Source organism: Clostridium sp. N3C (assembly GCF_900095445.1).
GTDB lineage: Bacteria > Bacillota > Clostridia > Clostridiales > Clostridiaceae > Clostridium_AU.
This window is the reverse complement of record NZ_FMJL01000012.1, coordinates 35,972-52,531: the sequence shown is the minus strand read 5'-3', so window position 1 is coordinate 52,531 and position 16,560 is coordinate 35,972. Positions and strand designations below refer to the sequence as shown.

15 protein-coding genes, 2 tRNA genes and 1 other annotated feature are annotated in these 16,560 nt (G+C 33.3%); all 17 genes read right to left on the bottom strand.

What is annotated here, in order from left to right:
- Positions 1–233 precede the first annotated feature (233 nt).
- Positions 234–1,625, bottom strand: coding sequence for a glycine--tRNA ligase (locus tag N3C_RS05740; protein WP_074365101.1), 1,392 nt, complete (start codon positions 1,623–1,625; stop codon positions 234–236).
- A 47-nt stretch (positions 1,626–1,672) separates the two neighbouring features.
- Positions 1,673–1,833 (bottom strand) — a binding site (T-box leader).
- A gap of 103 nt (positions 1,834–1,936) precedes the next feature.
- Positions 1,937–2,079: transfer RNA gene (locus N3C_RS14990), tRNA-Asn, on the bottom strand.
- Between the two features lie 162 nt (positions 2,080–2,241).
- A tRNA-Asn gene (locus tag N3C_RS05735) sits at positions 2,242–2,316 on the bottom strand.
- 97 nt (positions 2,317–2,413) lie between these two features.
- Positions 2,414–2,941: an alpha/beta hydrolase gene (locus N3C_RS05730; protein WP_074365100.1), complete on the bottom strand. Its 528-nt coding sequence runs from the start codon at positions 2,939–2,941 to the stop codon at positions 2,414–2,416.
- 114 nt (positions 2,942–3,055) lie between these two features.
- The gene (locus tag N3C_RS05725) at positions 3,056–3,265 is read right to left on the bottom strand and encodes a hypothetical protein (protein ID WP_074365099.1); all 210 of its coding nucleotides are present in this window, start codon (positions 3,263–3,265) and stop codon (positions 3,056–3,058) included.
- 21 nt (positions 3,266–3,286) lie between these two features.
- Positions 3,287–3,490: a DUF3887 domain-containing protein gene (locus N3C_RS05720; RefSeq protein ID WP_074365098.1), complete on the bottom strand. Its 204-nt coding sequence runs from the start codon at positions 3,488–3,490 to the stop codon at positions 3,287–3,289.
- 757 nt (positions 3,491–4,247) lie between these two features.
- On the bottom strand, positions 4,248–5,756 hold the full coding sequence (gene lysS, locus N3C_RS05710) for a lysine--tRNA ligase (protein WP_074365096.1): 1,509 nt from the start codon (positions 5,754–5,756) through the stop codon (positions 4,248–4,250).
- Between the two features lie 19 nt (positions 5,757–5,775).
- A complete protein-coding gene (greA, locus tag N3C_RS05705) occupies positions 5,776–6,258 on the bottom strand; it encodes a transcription elongation factor GreA (RefSeq protein WP_074365095.1) in 483 nt (160 codons plus the stop codon).
- 241 nt (positions 6,259–6,499) lie between these two features.
- Positions 6,500–7,471, bottom strand: a complete 972-nt coding sequence (dusB, locus tag N3C_RS05700) for a tRNA dihydrouridine synthase DusB (protein ID WP_278281031.1) — start codon at positions 7,469–7,471, stop codon at positions 6,500–6,502.
- A 5-nt stretch (positions 7,472–7,476) separates the two neighbouring features.
- The gene (locus N3C_RS05695; RefSeq protein WP_074365094.1) at positions 7,477–8,256 is read right to left on the bottom strand and encodes a type III pantothenate kinase; all 780 of its coding nucleotides are present in this window, start codon (positions 8,254–8,256) and stop codon (positions 7,477–7,479) included.
- Between the two features lie 116 nt (positions 8,257–8,372).
- Entirely contained in the window at positions 8,373–8,783 is a 411-nt protein-coding gene (locus N3C_RS05690; RefSeq protein ID WP_074365093.1) for a biotin/lipoyl-containing protein, read from the bottom strand.
- Positions 8,784–8,861: 78 nt separating this feature from the next.
- Positions 8,862–9,209 carry an OadG family protein gene (locus N3C_RS05685; RefSeq protein WP_074365092.1) on the bottom strand — a complete coding sequence of 116 codons (348 nt, stop codon included), beginning with the start codon at positions 9,207–9,209 and terminating at the stop codon, positions 8,862–8,864.
- A 15-nt stretch (positions 9,210–9,224) separates the two neighbouring features.
- Positions 9,225–10,700 carry a carboxyl transferase domain-containing protein gene (locus N3C_RS05680; protein WP_074365091.1) on the bottom strand — a complete coding sequence of 492 codons (1,476 nt, stop codon included), beginning with the start codon at positions 10,698–10,700 and terminating at the stop codon, positions 9,225–9,227.
- A 165-nt stretch (positions 10,701–10,865) separates the two neighbouring features.
- Positions 10,866–12,536: a formate--tetrahydrofolate ligase gene (locus N3C_RS05675; protein ID WP_074365090.1), complete on the bottom strand. Its 1,671-nt coding sequence runs from the start codon at positions 12,534–12,536 to the stop codon at positions 10,866–10,868.
- 45 nt (positions 12,537–12,581) lie between these two features.
- Complete coding sequence (gene ftsH, locus N3C_RS05670) at positions 12,582–14,390, bottom strand: ATP-dependent zinc metalloprotease FtsH (RefSeq protein WP_074365089.1); 1,809 nt, start codon at positions 14,388–14,390, stop codon at positions 12,582–12,584.
- A 143-nt stretch (positions 14,391–14,533) separates the two neighbouring features.
- Positions 14,534–15,073: a hypoxanthine phosphoribosyltransferase gene (hpt, locus tag N3C_RS05665; RefSeq protein ID WP_074365088.1), complete on the bottom strand. Its 540-nt coding sequence runs from the start codon at positions 15,071–15,073 to the stop codon at positions 14,534–14,536.
- Complete coding sequence (gene tilS / locus N3C_RS05660; RefSeq protein WP_143312607.1) at positions 15,074–16,489, bottom strand: tRNA lysidine(34) synthetase TilS; 1,416 nt, start codon at positions 16,487–16,489, stop codon at positions 15,074–15,076.
- Positions 16,490–16,560 lie beyond the last annotated feature (71 nt).

Sequence of the window (16,560 nt, the reverse complement as noted above, 5' to 3'; positions counted from 1 at the left end):
CAAGATGTAAAAATGTGAAAATAATAATTAAGTATATACTGAGAAATATTCCTTCTAGAGGAAATCCCATATGAATTGAAATACGTGCTATACTTATTCTCTTTGAAGATTTTTTAGAGAAAAATAAGAAATATATATAACTGGAATCTGAGTATTCCTGTATAGATCAGATTCCACCTCAAAAATAAGAGTGTCACAAACTACTCAATGAGTAGTATTGCGACACCCTCTTATTAAAAGATCATCTTTTCATTAATAAAGCTTTCTAATTCATCGATGCTTAATCTTACCTGATTCATGGAATCTCTATCTCTAACAGTTACAGTGTTATCTTCTAAAGTATCAAAGTCTATAGTTATACAGAATGGTGTACCTATTTCATCCTGTCTTCTATATCTCTTTCCTATACTTCCTGCCTCATCATAGTCTACATTAAAGCTCTTTCTTAATCTATCGTATACTTCTAAGGCCTTTTCTGAAAGCTTCTTGCTTAAAGGTAATACTGCAGCCTTAAATGGAGCTAGTACTGGATGTAGTCTTAATACTGTTCTTACATCTCCACCTTCTAATTCTTCTTCATCATAAGCATCTGCCAAGAAGGCTAAAGCTACTCTATCTGCTCCTAATGAAGGCTCAACACAGTAAGGTATATATCTTTCATTAGTATTAGGATCTAAATAGCTCATATCTTCTCCTGAATGATTTTGATGCTGTTTTAGGTCATAGTCAGTTCTATCTGCTATACCCCACAACTCACCCCATCCAAATGGGAATAAATATTCTATATCAGATGTTGCATTACTATAGAAAGAAAGTTCTTCAGGGCTATGATCTCTAATTCTTAAATTTTCTTCCTTTATGCCAAGGCTTAAAAGGAAGTTCCAGCAGTAATCCTTCCAATACTTGAACCATTCTAAATCAGTTCCTGGTTCACAGAAGAATTCTAGTTCCATCTGTTCAAATTCTCTTGTTCTAAAAGTAAAATTACCTGGAGTTATTTCATTTCTAAAGGACTTTCCTATTTGAGCAATTCCAAAAGGAATCTTCTTTCTTGAAGTTCTTTGAACATTTTTAAAGTTTACAAAAATACCTTGAGCAGTTTCTGGTCTAAGATATAGTTCAGACTTAGCATCTTCTGTTACACCTTGGAAAGTTTTAAACATAAGATTAAACTTTCTGATATCTGTAAAGTTCTTTTTACCGCACTTAGGACAAACTATTCCTTTTTCATCTATAAATTGCTTTAGCTCCTCATTTGTCCATCCATCAGCTGATGCCACTTCAGCACCATTTTCAGTCATATAATCCTCTACTAATTTATCCGCTCTAAATCTAGCCTTACACTCTTTACAATCCATTAAAGGATCGGAGAAACCGCCAACGTGTCCTGAAGCAACCCATACTTCAGTGTTCATTAGTATAGCACAGTCAACTCCTACATTATAAGGACTCTCCTGAACAAACTTTTTCCACCAAGCCTTCTTAACATTATTTTTAAATTCTACTCCTAAAGGACCATAATCCCATGAATTAGCCAATCCTCCATAGATCTCAGAACCTGGATATATAAAACCTCTACCTTTGCATAGCGCTACAAGTTTATCCATAGTTTTTTCAACAGCCATTTTCTAATCCTCCTTCATTATTTATAAACTAAAAAAGGCCTTATACCATAAGGGACGGTTTTACCGCGGTTCCACCCTTTTTGGCATAAGCCCTGCTCTCATAAACACATACTCAAAAGCGCCCTTCACTTTACAATTTAATGGTTCGCACCAAACACCATCTCTCTGAAAAATTAATAAAGCTACTCCTCTTTATCATCGTATAACAAATATTCAATTTAGTATAATTTTATCAAACTAATAGTATTTGTCAATATAAAAAACAGGCTATCGCCTGCTGTAATCCTTGCCCAATTATCAAAAAATAAAAATGGCTCCGCGAAGAGGACTCGAACACTCCGTCCGGGGTGTCATAAAACGCCGATTACCATCGGCATGCCACCCGTTGAAGACCATTTAGGTCTTCAACCCCTTCGGTTAACAGCCGAATGCTCCACCATTAAGCTATCGCGGAATATCTATTCAATAACATCCAGTTTCGTGACATAAAGGCTCCGTTGCTGACTAACGTCAGCACTACACTCACAAAGGCTAATTTATTTTTTATGTTTTACATAAAAAACAGGCAAAGCCTGTTTTTCTTTTATTTTAATTATCTTTTTTCAAAAAATAAAAATGGCTCCGCGAAGAGGACTCGAACCTCCAACCCTTCGGTTAACAGCCGAATGCTCCACCATTGAGCTATCGCGGAACGCTTAGTACATTAATTATTATATCAACTTTTAATAAAAATGCAATAGTATTTTATATTTATTTTTTAATTATTTTTAGTATTTTATTAACGGTATTTATCTTATGTCCAATATCCAATTGGTAATATCATTAATTACTTGATTATCCACATTTTCTTCCTTATCCTTCATAAACAAATGATTTAGTCCATCATATAATTTGAAGGTAGCTTTCTTGTTAGCATACACTTCTTTCAAAAGTTTATAGTCATTATCTGCAAAAACTTGTTTATCCTCTGTCCCATGCAAAATTAAAACAGGAATATCTATACTATTAACTAGTTCTTCATATTTTATATTATTTAAACTATTCCAATAAACAGCACTAAGATCAAAATATTTTTCCTTTGAAGTAGACTTTATAGATATTATATCTTCTAGTTTTCTTGGTGAGCCAGCCAGTGAAATAAAACCACTTACCTCCTTATTATCATAGGCTATCTTAGGGCCTAACATAGCGCCTAAACTATGTCCTAATATAGATATTTTGTCAAATTTATAAGATTTATTTTCGCCCAGCTCTTTAATTGCATCATTAACATCATCCAAAATTTCATCATTGATTGTGGAATTTTCGTTATACAAGTTTGGAAACTGATAAAATCTCTTATTAAATCTTAAGCTTGCAATACCTGATTATGATAAACCTATAGATATATCTTTAAAAGGAGTAAATCCATTTACTTCTTCATTATAATTTTAGGATCCTGATCCTTGAAGCATCACCACTACCGCTGAATTCTCAGTATCCTTAGGAATAGTTAATATTCCATCTAACTTATATTTGCTAACAGTTAACTTAATTTCAGTATAACTTAAATTCTTCTTCTCTTCATCGCTTAATTGCTTTTCAATAGCAGCATAAATTAAGTAGATTCCTCTAAGAGACTCACTTTCTGCATAGGACAAAGATACCCTTAACCCTCTATTTCAGTATTCTAATATAACTTGAACATTATTACCTTCTTCTTTTACAGAATTGATATCAATATAGTAGCCAACACCTTCAACTGTACTATTCCATGCTTTTTTTAGTTCTTGTTTTGTTAAAGCTTTTTTCAATTCATGGGAAAAGTTATTAGAAATGCTATCAAAATCACCATAAGCCATAACTATGCAGTATTTTTTGCTCAATTCACTAATACTATATTCTTCAACATCGATAACTTCCTTGTCATTGACAACTGGCTTTTTATCTTCATTGTTATTAGAACTTCCGCAGGCAGATAAGATTCTACAAAGAAATATAATGATTATAAACTTTTTATTTTTTCATTATAAATAGCTCCTTATCCTTTCTTTTTCTTTACAGCTATATTTATGGATATATCAGCAATAAGAAAAATAAATATAGTCAATAATACTAAAATGTAATTTGATATTTTAATAACTTTTTCATATATTGATCTTTGTACAATATCTACAGTTGATATTATTATGACAATATTTATAAATGTATCAATAAGATTTACTATACAGTGATGCAACTCATTATTCTTTTCCACTGCTATCTTATCTATAATTAATATTTTTAATCACTTTAGCTTTGCTCATATGACCACTTCCATCATCTTTATAATTTAAATATTATATAGCACATCATTATAGTAACCGTTTTCGCAACTAATAATAAGTTTTTTTGAAAATACTTTAATACAACTCACAAATGTAATTAGGTATAATATTTTACAATATATATAAATTACATTACAAATTAATAATCTCTATTGGTCAAACTACTCATTTTACCTAAAATCCCCAACTAATATATATGTAAGTATGCACAAAAACTGCATATAATAATAACACTGATAAATAAAAAGAGCCTTTCCTAGCATACCTAGGAAAAAGCCCTTTGATTTTAAATTACTTCTAAGTTGTAAGTTCTAAATTATAGTGGCTTCATAGTTGGGAACAAGATAACGTCTCTGATTGAGTAAGAATCAGTAAGGAACATTACTAATCTATCTATACCTATTCCTAAACCACCAGTTGGAGGCATACCAGTTTCTAGGGCACTCATGAACTCTTCGTCTATTACATAAGCTTCATCGTCCCCTAGCTCTCTTTCCTTAGCCTGCTGTTTAAATCTTTCTCTTTGAACTATTGGATCATTTAACTCTGAATAAGCATTGCAAATCTCTCTACCAAAGACAAAGCCTTCAAATCTTTCTGTAAAGTCAGGATTTCCTCTCTTTTTCTTTGTAAGAGGAGAAATTTCTATAGGATAATCCATTATAAAGGTTGGTTGTATTAAATGCTCTTCTGCATATTCCTCAAATAAAGCATTTAATATATCTCCCTTTGTGCAGTCCTTCAAATCCTTCTTAAACTCAAGATTCTTTTCCTTTGCAATTGCCCTAGCCTCTTCATCAGTCTTTATCTCGTTGAAATCGATGCCTGCATATTCCTTAACAGCATCTACCATAGTAAGTCTTCTCCATGGTGGAGTAAAGTCTATTTCAGTTCCCTGATAAGTAACCTTGGTAGTACCATTTACTTTCTCGCAAACATATGCTACCATATTTTCCATTATTTCCATCATATCATAATAATCAGCATATGCTTCATAAAGCTCTATCATTGTAAATTCTGGATTATGTCTTATATCTATACCTTCATTTCTGAAGTTCTTACCCATGTCATATACCTTTTCAAGTCCACCTACTATACATCTCTTTAAGTATAGTTCTGTAGCTATTCTAAGATACATATCTATATTAAGGGCATTATGATGGGTTATAAATGGTCTTGCTGCTGCACCACCAGCTATAGGAGAAAGTATTGGGGTTTCTACTTCTAAATATCCTCTATTGTCCAAAAATTCTCTTATAGCTTTAATAATCTTTGTTCTCTTAATAAAGGTTTCCTTAACTTCTGGGTTTGATATTAAATCAACCTCTCTCTGTCTATATCTTAGGTCTGGATCCTTTAGTCCATGCCACTTTTCTGGTAATGGCTTTAGAGCCTTAGAAATAAGTTGGAAATCCTTTATATGTATAGTTATTTCACCGGTTCTGGACTTGAAAACAAAACCGGTAACACTTATCCAGTCTCCTAAGTCAAAAGTTTTAAATTCCTTTAATCTTTCTTCACCTACATCGTCGATTTTTATATATAATTGAAGCTTACCGTCTCTATCGTGAATATCTGTAAAGCCAGCCTTACCCTGAACTCTCTTAGACATTATTCTTCCAGCTACAGTTACAGTTTGATTTTCTAATTCATCATAGTTTTCTTTGATTTGACCGGATGTGTGAGTTCTGTTTACCTTGTACACATCAAATGGGTCCTTTCCATTAGCCTGAGCATCTGCTAACTTTTGTCTTCTAAGTCTAACTTGCTCATTAAAGGCCTGTTCTTCAGCTTCTACATTAATATTTGTTTCCTCATTGGCCATTCTGATATCCCTCCTATGATTAATCTCTTTTGATTTCTAATATCTCAAATTTGTTTACTCCACCTGGAACAGTCACTTCTACTATTTCTCCTACTTTCTTGCCTATAAGAGCTTTTCCAACTGGAGATTCATTAGAGATTTTATAGCTCATTGGATCCGCTTCTGCAGAACCTACTATAGTATATTCTACCTCTTCATCAAATTCAAAATCTTTTACCTTTACCCTTGAACCTACACTAACCACATCTGATGGTATTTCACTTTCATCTACAATAGTAGCATTTCTTAGCATATTTTCTAAAGTTATAATTCTTCCTTCTACAAAGGCCTGTTCATTTTTTGCCTCATCATATTCTGAGTTTTCGCTTAAGTCTCCATATCCAAGTGCAACTTTTATTTTTTCAGTTATTTCTTTTCTTTTTACTGTCTTTAAATATTCTAATTCCTCTTCTAGCTTTTTAACCCCTTCATAAGTCATTAAATACTTTTTTGAATCGCTCATTTCTTTCTCCCCTTTATAATTATAACTACTAAATCATTATTCACACAAAAAAGAATTAATACTATTTATAAACAAAAGTTTACCAATTTACTCCTTTTAATTGTTTAAAAGTTATTATAAATCAGCAAAGCAATCATTGTCAACCTATACTAGAATATCAAAACTATATTATTATAGTTTATTATATATTTACACAAATTATTAAACTTATTCCTACAAATATAAAATATACACTTATAGCTTACGACAAAATTTGCTCTTTATAATTACGTAATATTTCTACAACCTTTTCACTGTCATTTTCTAAATTTATAGCGTTCTTTACCTCTGTGCAATTTGGCATTCCTTTTATGTACCAGGCAAGATGCTTTCTCATCTCTCTTACCGCTTTATATTCTCCATGATACTTCAATGCCAACATATAATGCCGTATACATAAATCTAATTTTTGTCCCCAATCCGGACAAGTGATAGGCTTGTTATTAAGCGCCTCTTCTATTTGCTTAAAGATCCATGGATTTCCTAAACTTCCACGACCAATCATAATACCATCACAGCTTGAAATTTCAGTTATTAGTTTAGCATCCTCAACAGTTTTCACATCACCGTTTCCTATAACAGGAATTGTCACAGCTTCTTTAACTCTAGCTATTATATCCCAATCAGCCCTACCTTCATACATTTGCTGACGGGTTCTACCATGTATTGTGAGAGCATCGGCACCAGCTTCCTCTAAAACCTTAGCAAAGTCAACAGCATTAATATTATCATCGGTAAAACCTTTTCTAAACTTTACCGTTACAGGCTTAGTAGATGCTTTTTTTACTTCTCTTACAATTTCTGCTGCCAATTTTGGATTTTTCATCAAGGCAGAACCTTCACCGTTTTTCACTATTTTAGGAGCAGGACACCCCATATTAATATCTACTAGACAAAAACTATCATCCTCATTGAATCTCTCACAAACCTTAGCCATAATATAAGGATCATTACCAAAAACCTGCACCGCAATTGGTCTTTCTTCCTCTGAAGTTTTTAATAAGCTCTCCGTATTGTCGCTTCCATAAAATAAAGCTTTAGCACTAACCATTTCACTATAAACTAAACCACAGCCCATTTCCTTGCACAGTCCTCTAAAAGCTATATCTGTAAATCCAGCCATTGGTGCCAAAAAAACATTATTATTAAATGTTAGATTAGATATCCTGAACAAGTTATCTACTCCTTATTTTTTTCGTATATTATTCTTAATCCTTCCAATGTGAGATCAGGATTTACTATATCTATATACTTAGAACCTTTTGCTATAAGCTTTGCCAATCCTCCTGTTGCAACTACTAGGGGAGATTCCTTATCATATTCTTGCATTTCCATTTTCATTTTTTCTACAATATAATCAACTTGCCCTGTGTATCCATAAACTAAACCAGCCTGCATACTAGTAACAGTATTTCTAGCAATAACTGTTGGCGGTTGTATTATTTCTACTCTAGGAAGTTTAGCAGCTCTTTCATAAAGGGCTTCTGCTGATATCTTTAACCCAGGACATATTGCCCCTCCAAGATAATCACCGCTCTTTGTAACAGCACAAAAAGTAGTAGCTGTTCCAAAATCAATAATCACTAAAGGTTTTCTATAAATTTCACGAGCGGCCACTGCATTAACTATCCTATCTGCTCCTACCTCTTTAGGATTATCATATTTAATGTTGATGCCAGTTTTCACTCCTGGTCCAACTACCATAGGTTTTAAATTAAAATACTTCCAAATCATATGTTCCAAACTATACATTATATTTGGTACAACAGATGATATTATTACTCCTTCTACATCGGAAATATTTAGATTATTCATGTGAAAAAGATGTCCAACCATAACACCATATTCATCTGCTGTTCTTCCTGAATCTGTTGATAATCTCCAATCTACTAAAAGATTCTTTTCCTTATAAACACCAAGTACAATATTAGTATTTCCAACATCTACAACAAATATCATGTATAACACCGCCCTTAATATAATTTAAAAGCAGCCTCTTAGCTGCTTTTAAATTTCCTATTGCCTAAACAATATAATTTTATCAACTAATTTGCATTTGTCAAGGCACCAAGAATTTACTCTATCACTGCTAATATATCCCCTGTATTAACCTGCTCACCTTTTGCAACATTTATACTAAGAACTTTACAGTCTCTAGGTGCCATAATCTCATTTTCCATTTTCATAGCTTCTAAAATCATAATTACATCGCCTTTCTTAAGGCTACTTCCTTCCGTAGCAGGTATTCTAATAATGGTTCCTGGCATTGGGCATTCTATTTTTTCTCCTTCTACAGGCTCCTTTGATACTACAGTACTTTCTACAACTTTAGGTTCCTCAACTTTAGTCTGAATCTCTGTATTATCTATAAGCTTTTCTGTATTGGCACTTACCTTCGAGGTTTCCGGTATTACTAAATCGCCCTTTACCTCTTCTACTTCAACAGCATATTTCTTGCCGTTTACAGTAACATAGTATTTCTTCATATAAAAATCCTCCCATGTATGATTTTAATTGATATTATCCAAATGTATAATCTTTCCAAAGCCAAGTAATAGAAAAATCTAAGGTATCAGCCCCTGTCTTCTCCATTCCGAATTACCACTGTTTATTATTTTTATAGATTTTATAGTAAACTCATTAGCTGACATTCCACTATAGGCACAAATAGCTGCTATAATAGCCGCCACTACTTCTTCCTCTTCAGCTTCTTCATAGCCTTTTTTATCAGAAGTACTGATATCTAAAGATACTTCCGCCCTATCTAAAGCTTGTTCCTTTTCCTGCTCTTTTTCAGCTTTTATATTATTTAGCTTAATTGCCATAGAAATAGTAGCTATAATAAGCAAAGCTAAAATAGCCAATATGGAAATTATTACAAAGATCAAATTTTCTTGAATTAGTTCTATCATTTTAAGGCCCCCATTCTATATCAAGCCGCTTTCGTGCTTTCTGTGAGGCTTTAATTCTCTCTTGCTTTGAAGCATATCAAAGATTTTTATCAAAGTAATCCTAGTTTCTGAAGGTTTGATAATATCATCTATAATCCCTTCTTCTACAGCCTTAAAGGGAGTTGCTTCCCCTAATAAATATTGATGGAGTAACTGCTTTTCCTTCTCCTTTGGATTATCTGCAGAAACAATTTCTTCTCTATAAAGCTCTTTTACTATTTCTGAAGGCTCTGCCACTGTTATTTTAGAATTTGGCAAGGCAAGAGAAATATCAAAATTCACTTTACTGCCAAAAACAATATGACCTAAACCTATAGAATTACCCATAATTAGAGCTACCTTTGGAACAGAGGCTTGTGCTAAAGCATATAAAAGTCTAGAAGCATATAGCACTTCCCCTTTAGCTTCTTCCTGATGATTAGGCAAAAATCCCTTGCAATTTGCTATAGATAGTATGGATATGTTAAAAGCATCACAAATTTTTACAAATCTCGTAACTTTCTCGCAATCTTTAATACTAATATAGCCATCTTCTAAATCTTTACTTGCTATAACACCTAAGCTTAATCCTCTCAATTTAACAAAGCCAGTATATATCTTTGTACCCATCTTATTATCAATTTCTAATATACTGTCCTTGTCTGCAATATACTCCAACAACTCTTTATAGCTAAGCTTTCCAGATAAATATATACTATCTATTTCATCACTAACACTTTCTTCTGCCTGCATAACTTGAAAACTTGGAACTTGATAATTATTTTGAGGCAAATAAGATAAAACACTTCTTACCATCTCTAATGCTTCTGCATCTGTTTCAACTACCATTTCAGCACTACCACTTTTTCCTGTAGCTCCACCCTTGGCATAAGTATATAAATCAGAATATGTACCGCTAACTCTTTCAATTCTCTCTTTAGAATTAAGGGCTAATTCTGCTTCCTTTGTCATAATTACAACATCACTTATACAAGCTGATAAAGCGGCGGCCCCTATACATGCTCCACAAACTACGGAAATTTGAGGCACTACACCGCTTAGCTTAGTCTGAACATTAAATATAGAGCTATAATAAGATAATAGCTGCATACCTTCCTCTATATCTCCCCCAACAGAATCTAAAATTTGAATCACAGGGGCACCCATTTTTAGAGAAAGCTTTAATATGTTTAATATCTTCTCACAATTTCTTTTATTCATAACAGCTCCACTTTTAGCTGCATCTTGACTATACACATATACTAATCTATTGTTAATAGTTCCATAACCGGTTATTACCCCTACTCCCTTCTTCTGAGATAGGGAACCTATCTCTACAAAGGAGTTTTCATCCAACAGCTTTTCAATCCTTTTTCTAGCAACGGACTTTTTGTACTGTTCTCCTGCTTCCTCAGAGCTTTCTATAGAGTTTATCATGGATCTTCTTAAGTTTAACTCTTCAAAGCCCTCCATATATATCCCCTCCTAGTTTAACTTCATAAGTGATACACTTACAATATTAACACAAGCAAGATCATTTGTGTATTTAGTAAAACTTATGTTAATAAAAAAATTATTATAAATAATTTAACCTTGTATAGAATATCCTATACAAGGTTAAATATTGGTGGATAAGAATTAGAATAATCCTACAATTGATCCATCCGGTAATATATCCATTTTTTCTGCTGCAGGCACCTTTGGTAGTCCTGGCATAGTCATTATATCACCAGTTAAAACTACAATAAAACCTGCACCGTTAGAAACTCTTACCTCTTGTACATTTACAATGAATCCTTCTGGTCTTCCAAGAAGCTGTGGGTTGTCAGATAAAGAATACTGAGTTTTAGCTACACAGATAGGCTTCTTATCTAAGTTAAGAGCTTCCAAGCTTTCTATCTGCTTTTCTGCATTCTTGCTATATCTTACTTCAGAAGCACCATATATTTCTTTAGCTATAATGTTCATTTTTTCTTTAATGCTTAATTTGTCATCATACAAATATTTGAAATTAGGAACAGTGTTTTCTACTACATCTAGTACTGCCTTTGCTAAGTCAATACCTCCATCTCCTCCCTTTTCCCAAACTTCTGCAAGAGCAACCTTTACTCCTAAAGAGTTACAAAATTCTTCAATAAATTTAATTTCTTCTTCACTATCGGTAACAAATTTATTAATAGCTACTACTGGAGTAATTCCATACTTTTGAATGTTTTCTATTTGCTTATGTAAGTTTTCCACCCCTCTAGCTAAAGCATCCACATCTGGAACATTTAAATTTTCTTTCTTTACTCCACCATGATGTTTTAAGGCTCTGATTGTAGCTACTATAACAACACAATTTGGAACTAATCCACCAAAACGGCACTTAATATCTAAGAACTTCTCAGCACCTAAATCAGCACCAAAACCTGCTTCTGTAACTACATAATCTCCAAGCTTTAGAGCAATTTTAGTAGCTATTATACTATTGCAACCATGAGCTATATTAGCAAAAGGACCTCCATGAATAATAGCTGGTGTATGTTCTAGAGTCTGCACTAGATTAGGTTTTATGGCATCTTTCATCAATAGAGCCATAGCACCTTCTACCTTTAGATCTCTACAATATATAGGCTCCCCTTTAGTATTATAAGCTACAATAATATTGGCAAATCTCTCTTTTAAATCCATCAAATCCTTTGCCAAGCAAAGAATAGCCATAATTTCTGAGGCTACTGTAATCATGAAACCATCTTCTCTTGGAAATCCATTAATCTTGCCTCCTAAACCAACAACCGTTTGTCTTAAGGCTCTATCGTTCATGTCCATTACTCTTTTAAAGGTAATTCTTCTTGCGTCAATATCCAAGGCGTTTCCTTGATGAATATGATTGTCTATAGCTGCACATAATAAATTATTAGCTGCGGTGATAGCATGAAAATCGCCAGTAAAATGTAGATTTATATCTTCCATAGGAACTACCTGTGAGTATCCTCCACCAGCAGCTCCTCCCTTCACACCAAATACAGGACCTAAAGAAGGTTCTCTTAAAGCTATAATTGCATTTTTCCCCAATTTACACAATGCTTGCCCAAGTCCAACTGTAACTGTAGATTTTCCTTCTCCTGCAGGAGTAGGATTAATAGCAGTAACAAGTATAAGCTTTCCATCAGGTCTTTCTTTCTTTTTCTCTAACACTTCTAAGTTAATTTTACATTTGTATTTTCCATATAAGTCAATGTCATCTTCTGTAAGGCCTATTCTTTCAGCTATATTTACTATTTTGTCCATAGATGCACTTTGTGCAATTTCTATATCGCTTTTCATTAAGAATTCCCCCTCCTTATAGAATAAGGATGACTTTCGTCATCCTTAAACTGTAGCATTATATATTTCTTCAAATTCGTTTGCTTCAAGCTTTTCTTTTTCAAGTAAGGCTTGTGCAACCGCATGAAGTTTATTCATATTTTCTTCCAATAGCTTTAGAGCTTTATTATAGGAATCATCAATAAGTTTCTTAATTTCTCTGTCAACAACTGAAGCAACCTCTTCACTAAAGTTTCTTCCTCTACCAATGTCTCTTCCTAAGAAAACTTCATTTTGGTCTGTTCCTAAGGACATAGGTCCTATTTCATCACTCATACCATATTCCATAACCATCTTTCTAGCTATGGCTGTTGCTCTTTCTATATCGTTTTGAGCTCCAGTACAAATGTCCTCTAAAGCTAATTTTTCTGCAGCCCTACCACCAAGTAAAACTACCATCTGGTCTAAAAGATAGCCTTTGGAAACATGGGTCTTATCATCCTTAGGAAGGCTCATAGTATATCCTGCAGCCATTCCTCTTGGAATTATGCTTATTTGGTGAACAGGGTCCGCATTAGGTAGAAGCTTTGCTACAATGGCATGACCTGCCTCATGGTAAGCAGTAATCTTTTTATCATACTCATGAATAACTCTGCTCTTCTTTTCTGGTCCTGCTACAACTCTTGTTACAGCTTCTTCTAACTCTGCTTGACCTATTGATTTTTTATTGTTTCTAACTGCTAATAATGCAGCTTCATTCATCAAATTCTCTAAATCTGCCCCAGTAAATCCTGAAGTACTCTTAGCTAAAACATCTAATCTTATATCATTCTCAAGCTTTTTATTTCTTGAGTGAACTTTTAAGATCTCTTCTCTACCTTTAACATCTGGAGCAGCTACAACAATTTGTCTGTCAAATCTACCTGGTCTTAATAAAGCTGGATCAAGTATGTCTGGTCTATTAGTAGCAGCTATAATAATTATGCCCTCATTTACACCAAACCCATCCATTTCAACTAATAATTGATTTAGTGTCTGTTCTCTTTCATCATGTCCGCCACCTAAACCAGCACCTCTTTGTCTACCTACTGCGTCAATTTCATCGATGAATACTATACTTGAAGGATGCTTCTTTGCCTGCTCAAACAAGTCTCTTACCCTTGATGCACCAACACCAACGAACATTTCCACAAAGTCAGAACCAGATATACTAAAGAAAGGAACACCTGCTTCTCCTGATACTGCCTTTGCCAACAAAGTCTTACCAGTTCCTGGTGGTCCTACTAAAAGTACCCCCTTAGGTATTCTGGCACCCATATCAGTATACTTTTTAGGATTCTTTAAGAAATCTACAATTTCAGCTAATTCTGCTTTTTCTTCATCAGCTCCAGCCACATCTGCGAAAGTCACTTTCTTTTTGTCTGGAGAAGCCATCTTGGCTCTACTCTTTCCAAAGTTCATCACTCCGCGGCCAGCTCCACCACCTTGGGACTGCTGCATAAATAAAAACCAAAATGCCACTAACATAACGATAAGTAATATTGTAGGTAGATATTGTATCCAAAATGGAACACTAGTTGGTTTTATATATGTTTCCTGTATATCATTTACATCAGGGTATTTTTCTATTATTTGAAGCAATCTTTCATATGGTACTACTGCTTGATAAGTTCTATTATCTTTCAGCAGGCCGGTTACGATCATTCTATCTTCAGAAATCTCCATAGATTTAAGTTTTTCTTCCTTATACGCCTTTTCGAACTCGTTAACAGTTAATGTGTTGGAGCTCTTGCTTTCACCCACTACGGCAACTGCTACTAAAATTATGACTATTAATGCTACAAGCCAGAGTGTTGCACTAGATAATTTCTTCAATTCTGGCCCCCCTTTCAATAATACTATTCTATTTGATACTATAAAATTGTATCATATAGGTATTTTCTTTACAATAATTTTATTACAGCAAATTACTTATCCCTTTTGGCTCATTAAAGCACAATAACCTTTCTCTTCAGTTATTATTTTTGATATACTTCTTCCTTAAGTATCCCAATATAAGGTAAATTTCTATACTTTTCAGCATAATCAAGCCCATAGCCCACCAAGAAACTGTCTGGCACTTCAAAGCCTTGATATTTTACATCTATATCTACTCTTCTTCTTTCTGGTTTATTTAGAAGACATACAACTTCTATAGAACTAGGTTTTCTAGCCTTTAAGTACTCTATTAAATACTTCAAAGTAATACCAGAATCTATAATATCCTCTACTATAAGTACATCCTTTCCTTCAATGTCGTAGTCTAAATCTTTTAGTATTCTTACCACACCTGAAGTCTCAGTAGAGTTTCCATAACTAGAAACGGCCATAAAATCCATACAACATGGAATAGTTATACGCTTCATTAAATCTGACATAAACATAACAGAGCCTTTAAGAACGCCAATAAGTACTAATTCCTGATTTTCATAATCTTTGCTAATTTGAGCCCCAAGTTCATTAATTTTTTCTTTTAGTTTTTCCTCGTCCAATAGTATTTCTTTAATGTCCTTTATCATCTAGTTTTCCCCTTTCTCAATTTTTATTTCTAAAATATAATTGGTGTTTTTGGTAACTATATATTTATTACTAACCCTATATCCTACTATCCAAGCTATCTCTTTATCGAAGCATACCAATGGTAATGTATTTCTCTCTTCCTTTGGAATTTTTAAGTCTATAAATAAATCCTTTAATTTCTTGCTCCCCTTCATGCCATAAGGTGTAAATCTATCACCCTCCTGTCTTGTTCTTATAGAAATATACCTATTAATTTTATCATAATCAAAATACTTTTTATATGGATCTTGTGAAAAATCTACCACTTCATCCTTTGTTACTATTCTAAGAGATATTTTTACATTCATTCCATCAATGGCTTTAACTATAGAAGGTTGCTGAAATTTTTCCTTATCAAAAATAATAATCTCATCTTTTAGCTCATTACTAAGATTATTACCCTTCTTCTTATAAAAGAAAATCTCTGTATATACCTTTTCCGCTATTATCCCTTCTGGTAAAGTTATCATTTTACCTGTCCCCATAGAAAAAAGCTCCATAATTTCATTTATATGTACTAATTCTATATTCTTTAGATCTCCCTTTATATCTTTAAGAGCTCTTCTAATAACTCTAGTAACAATAGCTTCATGCTCATTTATTAATTGCTGATCTAAGCCGATCTTCTCACCTATGATTGAGCAATACTCCTTATATTTTTTCTCTGCAACCTCTTCTAAATAATCCTGATCCTTGCTTATTATTTCTGAAAGTCTATTAACAGTATTTAATATGTCTTTATTAAAATTTTCCTGTAAATAAGGAATTAACTCCAGTCTTATTTTATTTCTATTATAGATCTTTTCAAAGTTGCTTTTATCAATTCTTGGATTCAATTTGTTAATACGACAATACTCCTCTATTTCCTCTCTGGTAAGTATTAATATAGGTCGTATATATATTCCATCTCTAACGGGTCTTATACCTCTTAAGCCTTCCATACCAGTACCTCTTATAATTCTCATCAAAATGGTCTCAGCCTGATCGTTGGCGTTATGAGCTAAAGCTATTAAATTGGCACCTAGCTTTTCTTTTAACTCATTAAAAAAAGCATATCTTGCTTCTCTGCCTGCAGTTTCTGTAGATGTATTGGTAATCCTAGCCAATTCATTAATATCTATTCTTTTTGAATAAAAATCTATATTAGCATTTTTACAAAAACCCCTTACATATTCTTCATCCGCATCTGCCTCTGCTCCCCGAAGGCAATGATTTACATGAGCTGCGTACAATTTTATATTGTACCTTTCCTGCAGTTTCTTTAATATATGTACTAAACACATTGAATCAGGCCCACCGGAAAGGGCCACAATAACCTTATCACCATTATGGAGCATATTATACTGGTCAATATAATTAATTACCTTTTGAAGCAAAGCTCACACCTCGAATTATCTTACTTTATTAATTTCAAATACAATAGATTATACCCATTACTTTTAATATT

What these genes read in the sequence shown, in the direction of transcription:
- N3C_RS05740 (WP_074365101.1), bottom strand. Translation starts at nt 1,625, where the DNA reads ATGGCTGTTGAAAAAACTATGGATAAACTTGTAGCGCTATGCAAAGGT.
- lysS (WP_074365096.1), bottom strand. Translation starts at nt 5,756, where the DNA reads ATGGCCAATGAGGAAACAAATATTAATGTAGAAGCTGAAGAACAGGCC.
- greA (WP_074365095.1), bottom strand. Translation starts at nt 6,258, where the DNA reads ATGAGCGATTCAAAAAAGTATTTAATGACTTATGAAGGGGTTAAAAAG.
- N3C_RS05695 (WP_074365094.1), bottom strand. Translation starts at nt 8,256, where the DNA reads ATGATATTTGTTGTAGATGTTGGAAATACTAATATTGTACTTGGTGTT.
- N3C_RS05690 (WP_074365093.1), bottom strand. Translation starts at nt 8,783, where the DNA reads ATGAAGAAATACTATGTTACTGTAAACGGCAAGAAATATGCTGTTGAA.
- N3C_RS05685 (WP_074365092.1), bottom strand. Translation starts at nt 9,209, where the DNA reads ATGATAGAACTAATTCAAGAAAATTTGATCTTTGTAATAATTTCCATA.
- N3C_RS05680 (WP_074365091.1), bottom strand. Translation starts at nt 10,700, where the DNA reads ATGGAGGGCTTTGAAGAGTTAAACTTAAGAAGATCCATGATAAACTCT.
- N3C_RS05675 (WP_074365090.1), bottom strand. Translation starts at nt 12,536, where the DNA reads ATGAAAAGCGATATAGAAATTGCACAAAGTGCATCTATGGACAAAATA.
- hpt (WP_074365088.1), bottom strand. Translation starts at nt 15,073, where the DNA reads ATGATAAAGGACATTAAAGAAATACTATTGGACGAGGAAAAACTAAAA.